Annotated in this window: 13 protein-coding genes and 1 pseudogene; 13 read left to right on the top strand and 1 reads right to left on the bottom strand. The window is 68.0% G+C overall.

What is annotated here, in order from left to right; all coding sequences use genetic code 11:
* Positions 1 to 108: 108 nt before the first annotated feature.
* Together CMC5_RS48990 and tal are read left to right on the top strand one after the other, a co-directional pair.
* Positions 109 to 2,118, top strand: a pseudogene (locus CMC5_RS48990) (transketolase); the annotation flags it as partial.
* A 78-nt stretch (positions 2,119 to 2,196) separates the two neighbouring features.
* Complete coding sequence (tal, locus tag CMC5_RS48985; RefSeq protein WP_169796830.1) at positions 2,197 to 3,309, top strand: transaldolase; 1,113 nt, start codon at positions 2,197 to 2,199, stop codon at positions 3,307 to 3,309.
* A gap of 111 nt (positions 3,310 to 3,420) precedes the next feature.
* On the opposite strand, the gene CMC5_RS26450 is transcribed toward tal, so the two are convergent.
* Positions 3,421 to 3,951, bottom strand: coding sequence for an Hsp20/alpha crystallin family protein (locus CMC5_RS26450; protein WP_050433022.1), 531 nt, complete (start codon positions 3,949 to 3,951; stop codon positions 3,421 to 3,423).
* A 214-nt stretch (positions 3,952 to 4,165) separates the two neighbouring features.
* On the opposite strand from CMC5_RS26450, the gene CMC5_RS26445 reads away from it, so the two are divergent.
* The 11 genes from CMC5_RS26445 to CMC5_RS26395 all read left to right on the top strand — a co-directional run bounded on the left by CMC5_RS26445 (position 4,166) and on the right by CMC5_RS26395 (position 17,801).
* Entirely contained in the window at positions 4,166 to 4,744 is a 579-nt protein-coding gene (locus CMC5_RS26445) for a hypothetical protein (RefSeq protein ID WP_050433021.1), read from the top strand.
* Between the two features lie 54 nt (positions 4,745 to 4,798).
* Positions 4,799 to 5,563, top strand: a complete 765-nt coding sequence (locus CMC5_RS26440; protein WP_050433020.1) for a class I SAM-dependent methyltransferase — start codon at positions 4,799 to 4,801, stop codon at positions 5,561 to 5,563.
* A gap of 188 nt (positions 5,564 to 5,751) precedes the next feature.
* Positions 5,752 to 6,204 (top strand): CBS domain-containing protein, encoded by a 453-nt coding sequence (locus tag CMC5_RS26435; protein ID WP_050433019.1) that lies wholly within the window; start codon positions 5,752 to 5,754, stop codon positions 6,202 to 6,204.
* A 78-nt stretch (positions 6,205 to 6,282) separates the two neighbouring features.
* Positions 6,283 to 6,702, top strand: a complete 420-nt coding sequence (locus CMC5_RS26430; protein ID WP_050433018.1) for a CBS domain-containing protein — start codon at positions 6,283 to 6,285, stop codon at positions 6,700 to 6,702.
* A gap of 46 nt (positions 6,703 to 6,748) precedes the next feature.
* Positions 6,749 to 7,750 (top strand): zinc-dependent alcohol dehydrogenase family protein, encoded by a 1,002-nt coding sequence (locus CMC5_RS26425; RefSeq protein ID WP_050433017.1) that lies wholly within the window; start codon positions 6,749 to 6,751, stop codon positions 7,748 to 7,750.
* 279 nt (positions 7,751 to 8,029) lie between these two features.
* Positions 8,030 to 11,431 carry a methylmalonyl-CoA mutase family protein gene (locus CMC5_RS26420; protein WP_179955483.1) on the top strand — a complete coding sequence of 1,134 codons (3,402 nt, stop codon included), beginning with the start codon at positions 8,030 to 8,032 and terminating at the stop codon, positions 11,429 to 11,431.
* A gap of 19 nt (positions 11,432 to 11,450) precedes the next feature.
* Positions 11,451 to 13,184, top strand: coding sequence for a methylmalonyl-CoA mutase family protein (locus CMC5_RS26415; protein WP_063796653.1), 1,734 nt, complete (start codon positions 11,451 to 11,453; stop codon positions 13,182 to 13,184).
* Entirely contained in the window at positions 13,181 to 15,331 is a 2,151-nt protein-coding gene (gene scpA, locus CMC5_RS26410) for a methylmalonyl-CoA mutase (protein WP_050433014.1), read from the top strand. Before CMC5_RS26415 ends, scpA begins: the two co-directional genes overlap by 4 nt.
* Positions 15,328 to 16,335 carry a methylmalonyl Co-A mutase-associated GTPase MeaB gene (gene meaB / locus CMC5_RS26405; protein WP_050433013.1) on the top strand — a complete coding sequence of 336 codons (1,008 nt, stop codon included), beginning with the start codon at positions 15,328 to 15,330 and terminating at the stop codon, positions 16,333 to 16,335. The genes scpA and meaB overlap by 4 nt, the downstream gene beginning before the upstream one ends.
* A gap of 151 nt (positions 16,336 to 16,486) precedes the next feature.
* A complete protein-coding gene (gene fabG / locus CMC5_RS26400; protein WP_050433012.1) occupies positions 16,487 to 17,257 on the top strand; it encodes a 3-oxoacyl-ACP reductase FabG in 771 nt (256 codons plus the stop codon).
* A 37-nt stretch (positions 17,258 to 17,294) separates the two neighbouring features.
* A complete protein-coding gene (locus tag CMC5_RS26395) occupies positions 17,295 to 17,801 on the top strand; it encodes an endonuclease V (protein WP_050433011.1) in 507 nt (168 codons plus the stop codon).
* Positions 17,802 to 18,621 lie beyond the last annotated feature (820 nt).

Raw genomic sequence — 18,621 nt, 5'->3', positions numbered from 1 at the left:
CCCTCGATCGTGACGCACACCCTCGGGTTCGACGGCGGCTGAAGCAAGCGCTCTCCAGAGAGCGGATGGCGTCCGGCTTGCAAGGTGGCGCCGGCATCAGGAGCATCCATGGACAAGATTCCCAGCCCGTCAGCGTCAGAGAAGGACAGCGCGACCGAACAGCCTGACAACAAGCCAGAGCGAGCGGCGACGAGCCCCTCCCACGCAGAGGGTGAGCCCCCTGGAGAGCGCGCTCGGAAGCCCTCCGGCGTCCGGAAGCAGGCCGAGCCCGAGCGCACCGAGCAGGAGCTTCGCGACTTCGCCCAGCAGCTCCGCGTCGACATCCTCCGGTGCACCACCGCCGCGGGCTCGGGCCACCCGACCTCCAGCCTCTCCGCCGTCGAGCTCATGACCGTCCTCGTGCGCGACCACCTGCGCTGGGACCTCGAGCATCCGACGAACCCCAGCAACGATCACCTGGTCTTCTCCAAGGGGCATGCGTCCCCGCTCCTCTACGCACTCCTCAGGGGGATGGGCGTCGTCTCCGCGTCGGAGCTCCTGTCGTACCGGACCTTCGGGAGCCGCCTGGAAGGACACCCGACCCCCCTCGTTCCCTGGGTGGACGTCGCCACGGGCTCTCTGGGCCAGGGCTTGCCGATCGCCGTGGGCATCGCGCTCTGTGGGAAGTTCCTCGACGCGCTGCCTTACCGCACCTGGGTCCTGCTCGGTGACAGCGAGATGTCCGAGGGCTCCGTCTGGGAGGCCTTCGAGCACGCACGTCACTATGGCCTGGGGAATCTCATCGCGATCCTCGACATGAACCGCCTCGGGCAACGCGGGGAGACCCCCCTGGGGTGGAACGCCTCTGCGTACGCACAGCGCGCACGCGCCTTCGGCTGGCGCGCCCTGGAAGTCGACGGCCATGATCTCGCCGCCATTTCCGAGGCCTATGCGGAAGCCGTCCAGCCCACCGACACGCCCACGTTGATCATCGCCCGCACCGTGAAGGGTAAAGGAGTGGCGCTCGTCGAGGACAAGGATGGCTGGCACGGCAAGACGCTCGACGAGGAGCAGTGCAAGAAGGCCATCGAGGCGCTCGGCGGCGTGCGCAACGCCGTGATCGAGCCCCACCGACCGATCGCCCGGGAGGCCCCCGAGGTGCACCAGGTGAAGCCTGTGGACCTCCCGACCTACGAGCCTTCCGAAGAGGTGGCCACACGCAAGGCTTACGGGGAGGCCCTCGCAGCGCTCGGAGCAGCCCGGCCAGACACCGTGGTGCTCGACGCGGAGGTGAACAACTCGACGTATGCGGAGCTCTTCGCGAAAGCGCATCCCGGCCGCTACTTCGAGATGTTCATCTCCGAGCAGCAGATGGTGGCTGCGGCGGTGGGGATGAGCGTCCGGCGCAAGGTCCCCTTCGCCTCGACCTTCGCTGCATTCCTCACCAGAGCGTACGATTTCATCAGAATGGCGGCCGTCTCCAGGGCGAACCTCCGCCTCTGCGGCTCCCACGCAGGCGTCGCCATCGGCGAGGACGGGCCCTCGCAGATGGGGCTCGAAGACCTCGCCATGATGCGCGCCGTCCACGGAAGCACCGTCTACTACCCGTGCTGCGCCAACCAGACGGCACAGCTCGTGGCCGCCATGGCGGAGCAGCAAGGGATCGTCTACCTCAGGACGACCCGCGGGAAGACGCCCGTCCTGTACGAGGCCGGCGCGTCATTTCCCGCAGGCGGGAGCAAGGTGCTCCGCGAGTCGGCCGACGACCGCGTGACCATCGTCGCGGCAGGCATCACCGTCCACGAAGCCCTGAAAGCGCACGAGACGCTCGAAGCGCGGGGGATTCACGCCCGGGTGATCGACGCCTACAGCATCAAGCCCATCGACGCCGGCCAGCTTCGCGCTGCGGTCCGAGCGACGGGCGGCCACCTGATCATCGTGGAGGATCACTGGGCCGAAGGAGGCCTCGGCGATGCCGTCCGAGAGGCCCTCGCCGCGGATGAGCCCGTCCTGGCCCGTCTCGCGCACCTGGCCGTGAGGGATATGCCCAGCTCAGGTACGCCGGAGCAGCTCCTGCAGGCCGCTGGAATCGACGCGGAGAGCATCGTGAATGCGGCCGAGCGCCTGATCGGCGTCTCCGCCACCACGGATCACGGCACTGCGAGTCAGCCGGCGCCGAGACCGCATTCTGGCAAGCCCGGTGCATGCGCCACAGCCATGAATCCGATTCAGCGGCTGGCAGAGCTGGGACAGAGTGTCTGGCTCGACTTCATCGACTCTTCATTGCTCCGTGGTGGCGAGCTGGAGCGCAGGATTCGACAGGACGGTCTCCGTGGCCTCACGTCGAATCCGACGATCTTCCAGAAAGCCATTGCGAGCTCCAACGATTACGACGATCTCATCCAGCGCGCCTCGGCGCCGGACACGAACGAGGCCATCCTGGAGCGGCTCATGGTGCGGGACCTCGAGCTGGCGTGCGACCTGTTTCGGCCGCTCTACGACAGCTCTCATGGGGTGGACGGCCTGGCCTCGATCGAGATAGCCCCCTCTCTCGCGCGGGACACCGCCGGATCCATCGAGACGGCACGACGGCTCTGGAACCAGGTCGAGCGGCCCAACCTCATGGTGAAGATCCCTGGCACCCGCGATGGGTTGCCCGCCATCGAGCAGAGCCTCACTGCCGGCATCAACGTCAACGTCACCCTGCTCTTCTCCGTCTCCCGTTACCTCGAGGTGGTGGAGGCGTACTTCCGCGCCCTGGAGGCGCGCATCGCCGCGAACGAGCCCATCGACCGGATCGCCTCCGTGGCGAGCTTCTTCGTCTCGCGGGTCGACGCCAAGGTCGACAAGGCGCTCGACGCCCTCCCCTCGTCGTCGGAAGCGCAGGGCAAGGCGCTGAGAGGTCGCATTGCAATCGCCAATGCGAAGATCGCCTACGAGGCGTTCGAGCATGCCTACTCAGGAGAGCGGTGGAAGAGGCTCGCGGCGTACGGTGCTCGCCCTCAGCGACTCCTGTGGGGGTCGACTTCCCCGAAAGACCCGCACTATCCCGACACCTACTACGCCGAGGCGCTCGTCGGCGCCCAGACGGTCGACACCATGACGCCCGAGTGCTTCGAGGCCTACCTCGACCATGGTGACCCCGAGCCACGGCTGGAGCAGGAGCGCGCTGAAGCGCACCAGCAGCTCGCTCGACTGAAGACGCTGGGGATCGACCTCGACGAGGTGACGCGAACCCTGGAGGACGAAGGGGTCGACGCCTTCGCCGAGTCCTTCGATAAAGCCGTGAAGAGCATCGCCACCAAGCGACGCCAGGACAAGGCAGCCTGAGGCGCGCGGAAGCGGCGTCGCCGCCGACGGTGAGCCAGAGAGGCGGCTCCCGGTCGACGGCGACGTGGGCGCGACGCCCGAGAGCCCATGCACCCTCGCGCGTCCTCCAGCTCAAGCGGCCTTCTTCTTGTCCTCGACCTTCCCCTTTTCTTGCTGCTCTCGGGGCGACTGCAACGAGACGCGACGCGCTTGCACGTCGGCCCGTTTCGGAATGCGAATGTCGAGCACGCCGTCCTTCAGCTCGGCCGTGACCTCGTCCGCATTGGCCCCCTCCGGCAGGGTGAACGAGCGGCTGAAGCTGCCGTAGCTGCGCTCGTAGGCGTAGTACCGGTCCTCTTCATGGGTCTCCTCTTCCTCGCGCCGCCCACGGATGTGGAGCCGATTCCCGGTGACGGAGATCTCGAGATCCTTTTCCTGGATACCAGGTAGATCCGCCTTGCAGAGGTACGCGTCCTTCGTCTCCTTGAACTCCACCTCGGGGTTGAAGACGCGCTCTGCCAGGGTACCCATGGGCTGCATCTCCCGGAAGGGGTCCCAGCGGAACAGGTCGCGCATCATCTGGAGCGGATCCATTCGAAGGGGATCGTTGCTGCGCACCAAGGAGCCAGGCCCACGTTCTCCCTTGCGAATCATGTTTGCCATGGTGGCCTCCTTTCTTCGCAGCAAGCATGTGGCGTCGTTGCGGCCAGTCAATGGGCCCCCGAGGACCCGATCTGGACCGAAACTCACGGCCGCCGAAGGGCCTCACGACGCGGGCGGGCGTGGCCCATCGCGGCAGTTCTTCCGCGCCACGCTTTCCCCTTGGGGGGCGACGTCCTCGTACGCGGCGCCGGCCGGGTGCGCTACGGTGACGCCCATGCTCATCGCGGCCCACCATCTCATCGACCGGCTCCGACACCCTCGGACCCGCGCTGACGACCTCGCCGCGCTGCGACGCCGGTTCGCCGCCGTGCGCCCTCCCACGCAAGCGGAGGACGAGGCTGCGCAGGAGCTGCGCCGACAGCGCCTCGCCCTTTCCGCGGCGCTCTCCGAGGTCACCTCTTGCGGCGGCTGCGCCAAGGGACACCCCCTTCCAGCCGGCCAGTGGCAGGGTGGGCACTGCTGCAGCGGGCGCACCGAGGGCGTCTTCACCGACGATGAGGTCGCCGCTCTGCGTTTCGCCGGGACCTCCCACTTCGACCTCATGCCGCCCCATGCGGCTCACGCAGGCTGCGTGTTTCGTGGCCCGACGGGGTGCTCGCTTCGCCCCGAGCACCGGCCGAACATCTGCGTGCGCTACCTCTGCCGGGAGCTGGAAGACGAGCTTCGTGAGCGAGGGCAGCTCAGCGCGGTGAAGGCCCTGTCGGCGGAGCTGGGACGTGCCTTCAAGAACTTCGTGCGGCTGCGCCCGCAGGAGGGACCGGAGGACGGCATGGATGGGTTCCCCCTGGGCTGAGCCGCAGACAGCGAAACGGGGAGGTCGGACGAGACGACATCGCTGGAGGGCCGGATGAACGATCGGCACGACATGTACGCGGGCATCGGTGACGACTACGATCGAACCTTCGCGCTGCTGCCGTATCGCGAGCACGTCGAGGCCTACTCGCTCTTCCGTCGGCTCGGCGCTCTCTCGGGGCAGTCCGTGCTGGATCTCGCCTGCGGGACCGGCATCTTCACGCGAGCGCTCCGACGGTGGGGCGCGGCACGGGTGGTGGGAGCCGACGCTTCCGAGGACATGGTGCGGGTTGCACGCGAGCATGAGGCGAGGCAGCCCCTGGGCATTGCGGTTGTGGTGCAGGATGCCGCGCAGCTCGGCGACCTCGGCGCGTTCGATTGCGTCGTCGCGGTGTACCTCCTCGGCTATGCGAGGACGCGCGACGAGCTGTTCCAGATGGCTCGTGGCGCCTTCGACGGGCTCGTGCCTGGTGGCCGCCTCGTCACCTATTTCGTGAACCCCGATCTCAGCCGGATCCCGGGATATTACCGCAAGTACGGGATCGACTTTTTCGTCGGGCCCGATGTTCGGGATGGTGATCCCATCGATTTCGTCCTTCACCTGGGGCCCGACGCGACGCCGAAGCTCACGAATCACCTCTGGAGCCGGGACACCGTCGCCTCCGTCTTCGAGCGCGCTGGCTTCACATCGCTCCGCTGGCACCTTCCGGAGCTGTCGCCTGAAGGGCTCGCTCTGCATGGCGAAGCCTTCTGGGCTGACTACCAGGACAAGTGGCCAGGAATCTTCCTCGAATGCAGGCGCCCGATCCCTCGAACATGAGGGCTCACGACGAAGAAAACCGGCCTCTCTGGCCACCCCGGATGCGACGTCGCAACGGAAAGACCCCCTGAATCCTCCGGCCGGGGACGTCGACCGCTCCTCGATGCGACGCGCATCAGGTCGGGAGCGGCGAGGGGTTCTCCACTCCTGCCTCCGGTCCCAAGGAACACCTGTCCAAGGAGGCGCTCATGGTCACCGTCGGCGAGTTCTGTAATCGGCGCGTCGTCACCATTGGAAAGACGGACAAGGTGCTCGAAGCAGCGCGACGCATGCGAGCGCATCACGTCGGGAGCCTGGTGGTCGTCGACGAGGTGGACGGCCTGAAGCCCATCGGGATCGTCACCGATCGCGACATCGTCGTCGAGGTCGTCGCGCTGGCCAGCGCCTACCTGGAGTCGATCCAGGTGGGCGATCTCGTCACCGAGCCGCTGACCACCGCGCGAGAGAACGAGAGCCTCCTCGACACCATCCGGCGGATGCGCCACGCCGGGATCCGCCGCATCCCGGTGGTGAACGAGGAAGGCGCCATCCTGGGCATCATCGCATTCGACGATCTCCTCGGGTTCCTCTCGGACGAGCTCTCCGAGCTGTCGGCCCTCGTGATTCGAGAGCAGAACATCGAAGCGCATCGGCGCCTCTGAGCGGCGCGCGCGCACCGCGCCATGCCACCGAAGCCATCGAGAGCGGCTGGTCCTGGGTTTGCAACGACCGCGAGCAACATGCAACTCCCTCGGATCAGCGCCACCACCCTCATGACCGAGAATCCACGCACCGTGCGGATGAGTGACCCCATCAGCGAAGCCGTGGAGGTCCTCCAGACGCTGGAGTTCCGTCATTTGCCGGTGCTGGACGACGACCAGAACCTCGTCGGAATCGTGAGCGATCGCGATCTGCGCCCCTTCCTCGTGCTTTACGCCCAGGATGCCGAGACCGTCGGTGGCGCGTTGAAGCACGGACGCCTCCCCGTGTCGTCGATCATGAGCAGCAATGTGGTGAGCGTCGACCCGGAGGCGGACGTGACGGAACTCATGGAGCTCATGCTCGAACACAAGATCGGAGCGGTCCCGGTCGTCGACGGTGACGGCATGCTCGTCGGAATCGTCAGCTACGTCGACCTCCTCCGCGGACTGCTGAGCTGAGCCGCGTCCCGCGCGCTGGAGGTCCATGATGAGACGAGCCGAGCGTATGCGCGCCATGGTCCTCGATCGCGTCGGAACCCCTCTGCGACCCGCCTGGGTCCCGATACCCGACGTCGCTCCCGGGCAGGTGCTCCTGCGGGTCCGGGCGTGCGCCGTCTGCCGCACCGATCTCCACGTCGTCGATGGCGACCTTCCCGATCCGAAGCTCCCGCTGATCCTGGGCCACGAGATCGTGGGTGAGGTCGTCTCCTGCCAGGGGAGGGGAGGGCGCTTCCGGCCCGGCGCGCGCGTCGGCGTCCCGTGGCTCGGCTGGACCTGCGGCCACTGCCGCTACTGCCTCTCCGAGCGAGAGAACCTCTGCGGTGAGGCGCGCTTCACGGGCTACCAGCTCGACGGAGGCTATGCCGAGTACGTCGTCGCCGACGAACGCTTCTGCCTCGACCTGCCGGACGGCCACGCCGACGCCGACCTGGCACCCCTGCTCTGCGCTGGGCTCATCGGTTACCGAACGCTCCTGGCGGCGGGAGACGCCGAGCGACTCGGGCTCTATGGCTTCGGCGCTGCAGCCCACCTCATCGCTCAGGTCGCCAGGCACGAGGGGCGCAAAGTCTTCGCTTTCGTGCGGCCTGGAGACACGCGCGCAGAGGCGTTCGCACGATCCCTCGGGGCCGTCTGGGCTGGCCCCTCGACGGCCCTGCCCCCGGAAGAGCTGGACGCTGCGCTGATCTTCGCGCCCGCGGGGGAACTGGTACCAGCCGCGCTCCGCGCGGTCGCCCGAGGGGGGACCGTCGTCTGCGGCGGCATCCACATGAGCGCCATCCCGTCATTTCCGTACGAGCTGCTCTGGGGAGAGCGGGTCCTCCGCTCTGTCGCCAACCTCACCCGGCGCGACGGCGAAGCGTTCCTCGCCCTGTGCTCCAAGGTGCCCCTTCGCACGGAGATCGTGCCTTACCCCCTGGCCGAGGCCGCCATCGCGCTCGCGGATCTGCGCGCTGGACACCTCACGGGAGCCGCGGTGCTGACGGTGGCGAGTGATGCGCCGGCGTGACACCGAGCGTACACGAAGCCCATGGAACCGCGGCTCGCGCTGCTCGATGAGGCCTCTCGGCACGAGGCGCCAGAACGCGCGGCGCCACGTGGACGAGTCTCCGCCCGAGAACACTAACTACGGTCTGCTCGGGTGGTCCAGCGGAACAACGCGGCGAAATTCCCCATCTCGCTCCAGCCCCTCGCGGGGGGCGCGGAATTTCGAAGGAGCTGCTAGTTTTCGCGCGTGAAGCCAGCATCTGCCGCATCGCCCTACAAGCTTCGCCACCACGTTCGGATCGTGACCGCAGCCTCGCTGTTCGACGGCCACGACGCGGCGATCAACGTCATGCGCCGCCTCATGCAGGCGTCGGGCGCCGAGGTCATCCACCTGGGTCACAACCGCTCGGTCGCCGAGATCGTCCGCTGCGCGATCCAGGAGGACGTGCAGGGCATCGCCATCACCTCGTACCAGGGCGGCCACGTCGAGTACTTCAAGTACATGATCGACCTGCTCCGCGAGGCAGGCGCGAACATCAAGGTCTTCGGCGGTGGAGGAGGCACCATCCTCCCCACCGAGATCGACGAACTCCACGAGTACGGCGTCGCGCGCATCTACTCCCCCGACGACGGGCGCGCGATGGGGTTGCAGGGGATGATCGATCACCTCCTCACCGAGTGTGATTTCGAGAAGCGATCGCCCGATTTCGCCTCGCTCCTCCCGCGCCTCCCGGAGCGGGATCCCGCCACCATCGCCTCCCTGATCACCATCGCCGAGAACTTCCCGGAGGCAGGTGACGTGCTGCGCAAGGAGCTGGCGCCGCGGCTCGCTTCCGCCAGCGTCCCTGTGCTCGGCATCACCGGCACCGGCGGCGCAGGCAAGTCGAGCCTCATCGACGAACTGGTGCGCCGCTTCCTCACCGACTTCACCGACAAATCGATCGCGGTTCTCTCCGTCGATCCCTCGAAGCGCAAGTCCGGCGGCGCCCTCCTCGGCGACCGGATCCGCATGAACGCCATCGACGACCGGCGCGTCTACATGCGCTCCCTCGCCACGCGGCAGTCGAACCTCGCGCTCTCCAAGCACGTCCGCGAGTCGATCGAGATCTGCCGCGCTGCGGGCTTCGACCTGATCATCGTCGAGACCTCCGGCATCGGCCAGTCCGACACCGAGATCACCGAGCACGCCGACGTCTCGCTCTACATCATGACCGCCGAGTACGGCGCCGCGACGCAGCTCGAGAAGATCGACATGCTCGACTTCGCCGACATCATCGCGATCAACAAGTTCGACAAGCGCGGCTCCCTCGACGCCCTCCGCGACGTCCGCAAGCAGTGGCGGCGCAACCACACCGCCTTCGACAAGCCGGAGTCCGAACTCCCCGTCCACGGGACGATCGCCTCACAGTTCAACGATCCGGGCATGAACCGCCTGTACGGGGCCATCATCGACGTCGTCGCCCACCGCACCGGGGCCCCGCTGAAGTCGCAGATCGAGATCACGGACGGGATGAGCGAGAAGCGCTGGATCATCCCCCCCGAGCGGACGCGTTACCTCGCCGAGATCGTCGAGACCTGCGAAGGGTACGACGGCTTCGTGCGCGCCCAGGCGGCGATCGCGCGCCGCATGTACCAGCTCCACGGAACCATCGAGGCCCTCCGTGCCAACGTCGGCAAGAAGCGGCTGGAGATCGTCGAGCCGACCGGGCCCTCTGACGTCGTACACGTCACCGAGAAGATCGAGGGCGAGCCCGCCTTCCTCACCGAGCTGGTCGACCTCTACAACGACCTCGATGCGCGCCTCGCGCCCGAGTGCAAGAAGCTCCTCGCCGACTGGCCCGCCACCAAGCGCCGCTACGCCGCCGCGAAGTACCAGTTCCAGGTGCGCGACAAGATCATCGAACTCGATCTCGTCTCCGAGACGCTCTCCCACCTCCGCATCCCCAAGGTCTCCCTGCCCAAGTACGAAGACTGGGGCGACATCCTCACCTGGCTGCTCCGCGAGAGCCCTCCAGGCCAGTTCCCCTTCACCTCGGGCGTCTTCCCGCTCAAGCGAGAGAACGAGGACCCGGCACGCATGTTCGCCGGCGAGGGCGGCGCCGAGCGCACCAACAAGCGCTTCCACTACGTCTCACGCGGCCTCCCCGCGAAGCGCCTCTCGACGGCGTTCGACTCCGTCACCCTCTACGGCGAAGACCCCGACTTCCGCCCCGACATCTACGGCAAGGTCGGCAACTCCGGCGTGTCCATCGCCAACGTCGACGACGCCAAGAAGCTCTACTCCGGCTTCGATCTCGCCGATCCCAGCACCTCGGTGTCGATGACCATCAACGGCCCGGCGCCGATGCTTCTCGGCTTCTTCCTCAACGCCGCCATCGATCAGCAGTGTGAGAAGTGGATCCGCGCCCAGGGCAAGGTCGAGGAGGTCGAGCAGAAGATCACCGAGATCTTCGCGCAGCGCGGCGTCCCGCGCCCCACCTACCAGGGCGCCTTGCCCGAAGGGAACGACGGCCTGGGGCTCATGCTCCTCGGCGTCTCGGGCGACGAGGTCCTTCCGGCAGAGACCTACGAGAAGATCCGGGCCGCCACCCTCTCGGCGGTGCGAGGCACCGTCCAGGCCGACATCCTCAAGGAGGATCAGGCGCAGAACACCTGCATCTTCTCGACCGAGTTCGCCCTCCGCCTGATGGGCGACATCCAGCAGCACTTCATCGACAAGAAGGTCCGCAACTTCTACTCGGTCTCGATCTCCGGCTACCACATCGCCGAGGCCGGCGCGAACCCCGTCTCCCAGCTCGCCTTCACCCTCGCGAACGGCTTCACCTTCGTCGAGTACTACCTGTCGCGCGGGATGAACATCGACGACTTCGCGCCGAACCTCTCGTTCTTTTTCTCGAACGGCATGGACCCCGAGTACACCGTGCTCGGCCGCGTGGCGCGCCGGATCTGGGCGAAGACGATCCGCGACAAGTACCACGGCAACGACCGCTCGCAGAAGCTCAAGTACCACATCCAGACGTCGGGTCGCTCGCTCCACGCCCAGGAGATCGCGTTCAACGACATCCGCACCACCCTCCAGGCGCTCCTCGCCCTGCAGGACAACTGCAACTCGCTCCACACGAACGCGTACGACGAAGCGATCACCACGCCGACCGAGGAGAGCGTGCGCCGCGCCCTCGCCATCCAGCTCATCATCAACAAGGAGTTCGGCCTCGCCAAGAACGAGAACCCGACCCAGGGCTCCTTCATCGTCGAGGAGCTGACCGATCTCGTCGAGGCCGCCGTCCTTGCCGAGTTCCGCGCGATTTCGGAGCGCGGCGGCGTGCTCGGTGCCATGGAGCGGATGTACCAGCGCTCCAAGATCCAGGACGAGTCGCTCTACTACGAGACGCTCAAGCACAACGGCCAGCTGCCCCTCATCGGCGTGAACACCTTCCTCGATCCCAGTGGCTCACCGACCGCTCAGCCACCGGAGGTCATCCGCGCCAACAAGGAAGAGAAGGACTATGCCATCGCCGCCCGCGACGCCTTCTGGAAGCGCAACGAGACGACCGGGCCGGTCGCACTGAACGCCGTCAAGCGCGCCGCCCTCGATGGCGGGAACGTCTTCGCGGCGCTCATGGAAGCTTGCAAGGTCTGCACGCTCGGCCAGCTCTCCAGCGCGCTCTACGAAGTCGGCGGCCAGTACCGGCGTAACATGTGACATGTCCGAGGAGCCGCGCATGAGTTTCCCCCAAGCCACCATCGCCGACTGGCGCGCTCAGGTCGAAAAGGAGCTCGCCGGGGCTCCCTTCGACAAGGCGCTCGTCCACACCACCGCCGAGGGCCTCTCGGTACAGCCCCTCTACACCGAGCCGCTCCAGGGGGATCCTGGCCGCGCACCGCTCACCACCCAGCCGCAGGGGGCATCGTTCCTGATCTGCATGCGCCACCCTGTGGGCGCGAGCCAGGACGCTCTCCAGGGCGACCTGGGGCAAGGAACGGACGGCCTGTGGATCCCACTCGACGCGCTTCCGGCGCTCGGAAGCGTCTTCTCGACCCTCGACCCCGCGCGGACCTTCTTCGTGTTCGACGCGCCGCCGGCGAGCGCCGTGGCAGCCATCGACACCCTCGCGAAGCACATCCCTTCGAAGGCGCTCCGCTTCGCGTTGAACCTCGACCCCCTCGGCGCGATTGCTCGTGGAGACTCGAAGAGCGACCCGGAGAAGGTCGCCGAAGCGCTCGCTGATCTCGGCCGCGGCGCGCGCCACCTGGGAGAGCACTTCCCCCACGCCACGGCCGCGCTGGTGTCCACGCTCGCGCATCACGACGCGGGCGCCGATGCGGCCGACGAGCTGGCCATCGCGCTCTCGACCGGTGTCGTCTACCTCCGAGCGCTGCTCGAAGCCGGTCTCAGCGTCGACGAAGCGGCGCGTCGCGTCGCCCTCCAGGTCACCGTCGGTCGCGACACCTTCGTCGAGCTGTGTAAGCTGCGGGCGCTACGGATCTGCTGGAGCAAGCTGCTGGTCGCCTCAGGCGTGGCAGGCGCCCCGAGGCCCCTCGTGCATGCCGTCTGCTCGTCGCGCACCCTCACGCAGCGTGATCCCTGGGTGAACATGCTGCGCAGCACCACGCAGGTCTTCGCCGCCGTGCTCGGGGGCGCCGACGTCGTGACGCCCACCGCCTTCGATCAAGGCATCGGGGCATCGTCCGCGCTCGCGCACCGCGTCGCACGGAACACCGGCCTCGTGCTGCGCGAGGAGAGCCATCTCGGCAAGGTGATCGACCCGGCGGGCGGCTCGTACTACCTCGACACCCTCACCGACGGCCTCGCGCGCGAAGCGTGGACGCGCTTCCAGGCGATCGAGCGCGATGGCGGCCTCGTGGACGCCCTCGTGAGCGGGCGCGTGCGAGCCCGCCTCGCCGAGGCCTGGCAGCGACGCCTCGAGCGCATCACCCGCCGCAAGGACCCGATCCTCGGCGTGTCCGAGTTCGCCTTCCTCGACGAAGAGCGCCTCCATCCCCCGAAGGGCACCGAGACCGAGGCGCCCGCGCCCGCGGAGAGCGCGATCCCTGCGCACCGCGACGCCGAGCCCTTCGAGCGTCTCCGCGCCCGCGCCGAGGGACGCAACGCCGCCCCCGAGGTCCTCCTCGTGACCCTCGGCCCCTTCGCCGAGTCCCGCGCCCGCGTCGGCTTCGCGACCGGCTTCTTCGCCGCGGGAGGCCTCCGCACCCGCGAGAGCACCGCCAACGAGCCCGCCCCCATCGCCTGCCTCTGCGGCAGCGACGAGCGCTACAAGACCGAGGCCGCTGACCGCGCCCGCGCCCTCAAGGCCGCCGGGTGCAAGCAGGTCCTCCTCGCCGGTCGCCCCGGCGCGCTCGAACCTTCCCTCCGAGAGGCCGGCGTCGACGGCTTCCTCTTCGTGGGGTGTGACGTCGTCCCCATGCTCTCCGACCTCCTGGACGTGATCGCATGAATCGCCACCTGCCCGACTTCTCCTCGATCGACTTCGACGCCGTACGCGTGGGTGCCGAAGTCCCGGCATCCTCGACCCCCGCGCTCTCCTGGGACACCCCCGAAGGCATCCTGCACAAGCCGCTCTACACGCCCGAAGACCTCGCGGACGTCCAGCACCTCGGCACCTTGCCCGGCTTCGCCCCCTTCGTGCGCGGCCCGTACCCAACGATGTACGTCCGCAAGCCCTGGACCGTACGCCAGTACGCCGGCTTCTCCACCGCCGAGGACTCGAACGCCTTCTACCGCCGCAACCTCGCCGCCGGCCAGATGGGCCTCTCCATCGCCTTCGACCTCGCCACCCACCGCGGGTATGACAGCGACCACCCCCGCGTCACCGGCGACGTCGGCATGGCTGGCGTGGCGATCGACTCCATCCTCGACATGCGCCTCCTCTTCGACGGCATCCCGCTCGACAAGATGAGCGTGTCGATGACGATGAACGGCGCCGTGCTCCCCATCCTGGCCCTCTACATCCTCGCCGCCGAGGAGCAAGGCGTCACCCCGGAGAAGCTCGCCGGCACCATCCAGAACGACATCCTCAAAGAGTTCATGGTGCGGAACACGTACATCTATCCGCCCGTCCCCTCGATGAAGATCATCGCCGACATCTTCGCGTTCACCTCGCAGAAGATGCCCAAATTCAACTCGATCTCCATCTCCGGCTACCACATGCAAGAGGCCGGAGCGACGGCCGATCTCGAACTCGGCTACACCCTCGCCGACGGCCTCGAGTACGTGCGCACCGGCATCGCCGCGGGCATGAGCGTCGACGCCTTCGCGCCTCGTCTCTCGTTCTTCTTCGCCATCGGCATGAACTTCTTCATGGAGGTCGCGAAGCTCCGCGCCGCGCGCCTCCTCTGGGCGAAGCTCATGGCCCGCTTCTCGCCGAAGAGCACCAAGAGCCTCGCGCTCCGGACCCACTGCCAGACCTCGGGCTGGTCGCTCACCGCGCAGGACGTCTACAACAACGTCGTCCGCACCGGCATCGAGGCCATGGCCGCGACTCAGGGCCACACCCAGAGCCTCCACACCAACTCCCTCGACGAAGCCCTCGCGCTCCCCACCGATTTCTCCGCGCGCATCGCCCGGAACACCCAGCTCCAGCTCCAGCTCGAATCCGGCACCTGCCGCCCCGTCGATCCCTGGGGAGGCAGCTACTACGTCGAGCGCCTCACCCACGACCTCGCCACGCGCGCCATGGCGCACATCGAGGAAGTCGAAGCCCTCGGCGGCATGGTCAAGGCCATCGAGGCGGGCATCCCCAAGCTCCGCATCGAGGAAGCAGCGGCCCGCACCCAGGCCCGCATCGACGCCGGCCGCCAGACCATCGTCGGCGTGAACCGCTGGAAACCGACCAGCGAAGCCCCTGTGCCCGTGCTCAAGGTCGACAACGCCGCCGTCCGCCGCACCCAGATCGAGCGCCTCGAACGGCTCCGGCGCGAGCGTGACGCCGCGGCCTGCACCCGCGCCCTCGACGCCCTCACCGCTTGCGCCGAAGGCCGTGGCGGCAACCTGCTCGAACTCGCCGTCGACGCCGCGCGCGCCCGCGCGACCGTTGGCGAGATCTCCCTCGCCCTCGAGAAGGTCTGGGGTCGCCACCAGGCCGAGATCCGCGCCATCTCCGGCGTGTACAGTGGCGAGGTGGGTGAGACCTCGACCACCGTGACCACCGTGCGCGACCGCACCCGCGCCTTCCTCGACCGCGAGGGCCGAAGGCCGCGCCTCCTCGTCGCCAAGATGGGCCAGGACGGCCACGATCGCGGCCAGAAGGTCATCGCCTCCGCCTTCGCCGACCTCGGCTTCGACGTCGACATCGGCCCTCTCTTCCAGACCCCCGAGGAGACCGCGCGCGCTGCCGTCGAGAACGACGTCCACGTCATCGGCGCCAGCTCCCTCGCTGCCGGCCACCTCACGCTCGTCCCCGCCCTGCGCGCCGCCCTCGCCGCCCTCGGGCGCCCCGACATCCTCATCGTCGTCGGTGGCGTCATCCCCCCCGACGACTACCAGGCCCTCCGTGACGCTGGCGCCGCCGACATCTTCGGGCCAGGCACGGTGATCGCCGAGGCCGCCATGGCGCTCCTCGACCGGCTGGAAACGACCTCATGACGGGGAGACGCCCCCGCCTCTCGCTCGACGCCTACGAGCAGGGCGTCCGCGCCGCCGACCGCACCGTCCTTGCCCAGGCGATCACCCTCGTCGAGAGCCGCAACGAGAGCGACGGCGCCCTCGCGCAAGCCCTCCTCACCCGCCTCTTGCCCTCGACCGGCGGCGCCCGGCGCGTCGGTGTCACCGGCGTCCCTGGCGTCGGCAAGAGCACCTTCGTCGACGCCCTCGGCATGCGCCTCCTCGCGGGTGGTCACCGCGTCGCCGTCCTCGCCATCGATCCCTCCAGCACCGTCTCTGGAGGCTCCATCCTCGGCGACAAGACGCGCATGGCCCGCCTCTCCCTCGAACCCAGCGCCTTCATCCGCCCCTCGCCGAGCGGCCTCTCGCCAGGCGGCATCGCGCGGCGCACCCGCGAAACGATGCTCCTTTGCGAGGCTGCGGGCTTCGACGTGGTCATCGTCGAGACCGTCGGCGTCGGGCAAGGCGAGACGGCCGTCGCCGACATGGTCGACTTCTTCCTGGTCCTCGCGCTGCCCGGCGCGGGCGACGAACTGCAAGGCATCAAGAAGGGCGTTCTCGAGCTCGCCGACCTCATCGCCGTCAACAAGGCCGACGGCGACGGCGAACTCCGCGCCAGGACCGCGCTCGGCGACCTGCGCGCCGCGCTCCGCTACCTCCCCCGCAAGCGACCGAGCTGGGAGCCACGCACCCTCGCCACCTCGGGCCAGACCGGCGCTGGCCTCGACGACCTCTGGCGCATCGTCGAGGAGCACCACGGCGCCCTCCACGCCTCGGGCGAGCTCACTGCGCTCCGGTCCGAGCAGCAGCGCTCGTGGATGTGGTCCCTCATCTCCGAGCGCCTGGAGCAGGCCTTCCGGAACCACCCCGGCGTCGCCGCCCAGCTCCCTCGTATCGAGGCCGACGTCCTCGCCGGACGCACCACCCCCACCACCGCCGCCGACGACCTTCTGGCCACGTTCGGCGTCGTGAGGGCCCGCGACTAGCGCTGCGTACCCTGGGTCAGGGGCCCATCGGCCCCTGCGCTCCCGATGGTCGCCACGCTGCTTTCTTCGCAGAGCACCTGACCAAGGACTGGGGACGAACCTGGGGAATGCTGTACTGGTACCGGGCCTCTCGACCCCAGGAGACGACTGCATGACCACACCGGGACCCATCTCCGTCGCAGACCACGTCGCCATCGTCACCGGCGGCAGCAAGGGCATCGGCAAGGGCATCGCGCGGGTGCTCGCCGCGAACGGCGCCCGCGTCCTCATCGTCTCGCGCACGGCCGCCGATGGGGAACGGACCGCAGCGGAGCTGGGCGCCTCGTTCTTCGCCGCCGACATCTCCCGGGCTGCTGCCTGCGAGGCCGTCGTCGCCGAGGCCATCCAGCGCTTCGGCCGGCTCGACATCCTCTGCTCCAACGCAGGCGTCTTCCCTTCCTGCTCCCTCGACGACATGACCGAGGAGGCCTGGGACACCCTCATGGTCCAGAACCTCCGCAGCACCGCCTTCATGGTCAAGGCCGCCGCCGCCGAGATGAAGAAGGCGAAGTACGGCCGCATCGTGCTGACCTCGTCGATCACCGGCCCGCTGACCGGCTACCCGGGCTGGAGCCACTACGGCGCGAGCAAGGCCGGTCAGCTCGGGTTCATGCGCACCGCGGCGCTGGAGCTTTCGCCCTTCGGGATCACCGTCAACGCCGTCTTGCCGGGTAACGTCACCACCGAAGGCATCCTCGCCATGGGACCGGAGTACATCCAGGCCATGACCAAGGCGATCCCCGTTCGCGCGCTCGGAGACGTGGAGGACATCGGGTACGCAGCCCTCTTCCTCGCCTCGCCCCAGGCCAAGTTCATCACAGCCCAGACCCTCGTCGTCGACGGGGGACAGGTCGTGCCCGAGACCGAAGCCTCCATCCTGTGAGCGCGCGCTCCCCAGCCCGCGCACCGCGCACCTTGCCATGATCGCCTGTGTCGACGTGAGCTATGGAGAGCACCGCGCCGCCGCCGCGTGCGTCCTGCTCCGCTCCTGGGAGGCCGAGCGCGAAGACCGCGCCCACCTCGCCCACCTCGACGACGTCGCTCCCTACCAGCCCGGTGCCTTCTACCTGCGCGAGCTTCCCTGCATCCTGGCCGTCCTTCGCCAGGTCGAGGTCCCCCTCACCGCGATCGTGATCGACGGCTACGTCTGGCTGTCGTCCGACGGTCGCCCGGGTCTCGGTGCGCGCCTCTTCGACGCCCTCGATGACCAGGTGCCGGTCGTCGGCGTCGCCAAGACCAGCTTCCACGGCGCCGACGACTTCGCCATCCCGCTCCTGCGGGGTCAGAGCAAGAAGCCGCTTCACGTGACCGCCGTCGGTACGGAACCCGCCAACGCTGCCGCCTGGGTGCAGCGCATGCACGGCCCCCACCGCATCCCGACCATGCTCCAGCGCGTCGATTGGCTCTGCCGCCAGGCAAACGTCTGAGGGGCGGGCAAGCGTGAGCGAACCTGTTCTGGGATGAGCGGACTGGCGAGAGGCAGAGGTCTCCGCCATGGTCGTCGACGACGACGTGAAAGAGTGCGTGGACGCGCCTCGCGACGGAGTGGACTGACAAGATGACGGATGGCTCTCCGCCATGGTCGTCGACGACGACGTGAAAGAGTGCGTGGACGCGCCTCGTGACGGAGTGGACTGACAAGATGACGGATGGCTCTCCGCCATGGTCGTCGACGACGACGTGAAAGAGTGCGTGGACGCGCCTCGTGACGGAGTGAACTGACAAGATGACGGATGGCGCTCCGCCATGGTCGTCGACGACGACGTGAAAGAGTGCGTGGACGCGCCTCGTGACGGAGTGAACTGACAAGATGACGGATGGCGCTCCGTCATGGTCGTCGACGACGACGTACACGAGCATGTGCATCGTCGAGGCCCTTGGTCATGTCCACGTCCACGTACGGTGCACTCGGCCCGGGAGACGCTACCCGTCGAAGGGCACCCTGGGGTGGGCTCGGCGGATGGTGTCGCATCACGACGGGTATGCCATCGCGAGGCCATGACCCCGGATCCCGGCCATGGAGTGTGGCAACTCGTCGTGTGGTCTGGGTCAATTTGCCACGCAATGGCGAATGGTGAATGGATTCGGCATGTGGCAATTTGCCTCGATGGTCGGGGCAATTGGCCGCGCAATGATCCACGTCGATGGCGATATTCAATCGTGATCGCGTGATGCGGCTATCGGAAGTGTGATCTCGTTGTCATGGACTGATTACGATGTCCTGTGGGCGCATAGGGGGATGGAATA

The organism is Chondromyces crocatus (assembly GCF_001189295.1).
Classification (GTDB): Bacteria; Myxococcota_A; Polyangia; order Polyangiales; family Polyangiaceae; genus Chondromyces; species Chondromyces crocatus.
This window is presented reverse-complemented; position numbering and strand designations above follow the sequence as displayed.

Bases quoted from the DNA above. Each gene is read 5' to 3' on its own strand.
- tal (WP_169796830.1), top strand. From the start codon at position 2,197: ATGAATCCGATTCAGCGGCTGGCAGAGCTGGGACAGAGTGTCTGGCTC.
- CMC5_RS26450 (WP_050433022.1), bottom strand. From the start codon at position 3,951: ATGGCAAACATGATTCGCAAGGGAGAACGTGGGCCTGGCTCCTTGGTG.
- CMC5_RS26445 (WP_050433021.1), top strand. From the start codon at position 4,166: ATGCTCATCGCGGCCCACCATCTCATCGACCGGCTCCGACACCCTCGG.
- CMC5_RS26440 (WP_050433020.1), top strand. From the start codon at position 4,799: ATGAACGATCGGCACGACATGTACGCGGGCATCGGTGACGACTACGAT.
- CMC5_RS26435 (WP_050433019.1), top strand. From the start codon at position 5,752: ATGGTCACCGTCGGCGAGTTCTGTAATCGGCGCGTCGTCACCATTGGA.
- CMC5_RS26430 (WP_050433018.1), top strand. From the start codon at position 6,283: ATGCAACTCCCTCGGATCAGCGCCACCACCCTCATGACCGAGAATCCA.
- CMC5_RS26425 (WP_050433017.1), top strand. From the start codon at position 6,749: ATGCGCGCCATGGTCCTCGATCGCGTCGGAACCCCTCTGCGACCCGCC.
- CMC5_RS26415 (WP_063796653.1), top strand. From the start codon at position 11,451: ATGAGTTTCCCCCAAGCCACCATCGCCGACTGGCGCGCTCAGGTCGAA.
- scpA (WP_050433014.1), top strand. From the start codon at position 13,181: ATGAATCGCCACCTGCCCGACTTCTCCTCGATCGACTTCGACGCCGTA.
- meaB (WP_050433013.1), top strand. From the start codon at position 15,328: ATGACGGGGAGACGCCCCCGCCTCTCGCTCGACGCCTACGAGCAGGGC.
- fabG (WP_050433012.1), top strand. From the start codon at position 16,487: ATGACCACACCGGGACCCATCTCCGTCGCAGACCACGTCGCCATCGTC.
- CMC5_RS26395 (WP_050433011.1), top strand. From the start codon at position 17,295: ATGATCGCCTGTGTCGACGTGAGCTATGGAGAGCACCGCGCCGCCGCC.